Genomic DNA, 1,893 nt, shown 5'->3' on the forward strand with positions numbered 1-1,893 from the left:
GCGTGCGAGATCGATCACGCGATCGTCGAGATCGATGCCGAGGAAGTGCCGATTCTCGATGGCAGCGCCGCGCCGTGGGTGGACGCCATCCGCGCGTGCGGCCGCGTCGCGCTCGATGCGCCGAAACGCTTCATCCGCGTGCTGCGGCCCCTCGTCGTCACGGACGGCGACGGCGATCAGCGGCGCGAAATGCGGATCGAGCCGGCGCCGCGTTACGAACTGAGCGTGCGCAACGACCTGCGCGGCTTCGGCGACATGCACTGGGATGGTGCGCTGACGCCGGCCGCTTTTGCGACCGAAATTGCGCCATCGCGCTCGTATGGCCGCGTGAAGTGGGCGGTACCCGCGATCGTCGCCGGTTATCTGCGCGGGGTACCGATCCTGCGCGGCGCGCGGCCGTCGTGCACGGCGTCCATCGTCGGCAATCGCGTGCTGGGCGGGATGCGGCTGCCGGAGGAGTTCGTCCGGCACCGCGTGCTCGACCTGGTCGGCGATCTGGCACTGGCCGGTGCGCCGCTGCTGGCGCGCGTGAGCGCGCTGCGGCCGAGCCACGAGATGAATTTCCGGCTGGTGGACGCGCTGCTGGCCCAACCCGATGCGTGGCAGTGGGCCGAGTTTCCCGACGCGTGACACCACGCTTTTTCATGACGCGCGGCGTAACATAGCGTCTTTTCGAGATACAGCGAAGGAAGCAATGGCACTGGGAGAGCATCTTCGCCAGCAACTGGCGGCGAAAGCGCTGAAACGGCAACTGGAGCGCGCGACCGATGCGGCCGCGGCACCGGGCGTGCCTGGCACGCTGGCAGCGCAGACCGCATCGGCGCGCAGCCGCTTCGAGTCGATGCCGCAGTATCAGCAGGTCCGGATCATGCGCGAGATGGGCGAGAAGCTGCGCGTCGACTCGCCGTTTTTCCGCGTGCACGACGGCGTGGCCGGTGCGACGACGCAGATCGGCGGCCGCGAATACCTGAACTTCGCGAACTACAACTACCTCGGCCTGGCCGGCGATCCGGCCGTGTCGTCGCGCGCGAAAGCAGCGATCGACCGCTATGGCACGTCGGCCTCCGCGAGCCGGATGGTCGCGGGCGAGCGCCCGGTGCAGCGCGACCTCGAGCGCGCGCTGGCCGCGTTCTACGAGACCGACGACTGTGTCGCATTCGTGAGCGGCCACGCGACGAACGTGACGGTGATCGGCGCGCTGTTCGGCCCCGGCGATCTGGTCGTCCACGATTCGCTCGCGCACAACAGCATCGTGCAGGGCGCGCAATTGAGTGGCGCGAAGCGGCTGAGCTTCGCGCACAACGATTGGCAGGCGCTCGACGAACTGCTGTCGCGCGTGCGCCGCGAATACCGGCACGTGCTGATCGCGATCGAAGGGCTGTACAGCATGGACGGCGACTTCCCCGACCTGCAGCGCTTCGTCGATGTGAAGACACGCCACGGTGCGTTCCTGCTGGTCGACGAGGCGCATTCGCTCGGCGTGCTCGGCGCGACCGGCAAGGGCATCCGCGAGCATTGCGGCGTCGCGCCCGACCAGGTCGACATGTGGATGGGCACGATGAGCAAGACGCTGGCCGGCTGCGGTGGGTTCATCGCCGGTTGCCAGCCGCTCGTCGACATGCTGCGCCACCTGGCGCCGGGCTTCCTGTACAGCGTCGGGCTGGCGCCGACGCTCGCCGAAGCGTCGCTGGCCGCGCTCGAGCGCCTGCAGGCCGAGCCGGAGCGCGTCGCGCAACTGCAGGCGCGTGGGCGGCAGTTCCTGACCGAAGCGCGCGCCGCCGGGCTGAATACGGGCACGAGCGCCGGGTTCGCGGTCGTGCCGGTGATCACGGGGAGCTCGCTGAAGGCCGCGCAGTGGGCCAATGCGATGTTCGACGAAGGGATCAACGTGCA

At 69.1% G+C, this 1,893-nt stretch carries 2 protein-coding genes; both read left to right on the forward strand.

Annotation, left to right across the window (positions count from 1 at the left end; all coding sequences use genetic code 11):
- A partial coding sequence (locus tag JYJ84_RS35545) for a UDP-3-O-acyl N-acetylglycosamine deacetylase (protein ID WP_205190202.1) occupies window positions 1-630 on the forward strand: 630 nt, incomplete at its 5' end.
- Between the two features lie 64 nt (window positions 631-694).
- Window positions 695-1,893 (forward strand): aminotransferase class I/II-fold pyridoxal phosphate-dependent enzyme (locus JYJ84_RS35550; protein WP_205190203.1); only part of this gene is annotated, 1,199 nt, incomplete at its 3' end.

Source organism: Burkholderia sp. LMG 13014 (assembly GCF_905232215.1).
GTDB lineage: Bacteria > Pseudomonadota > Gammaproteobacteria > Burkholderiales > Burkholderiaceae > Burkholderia.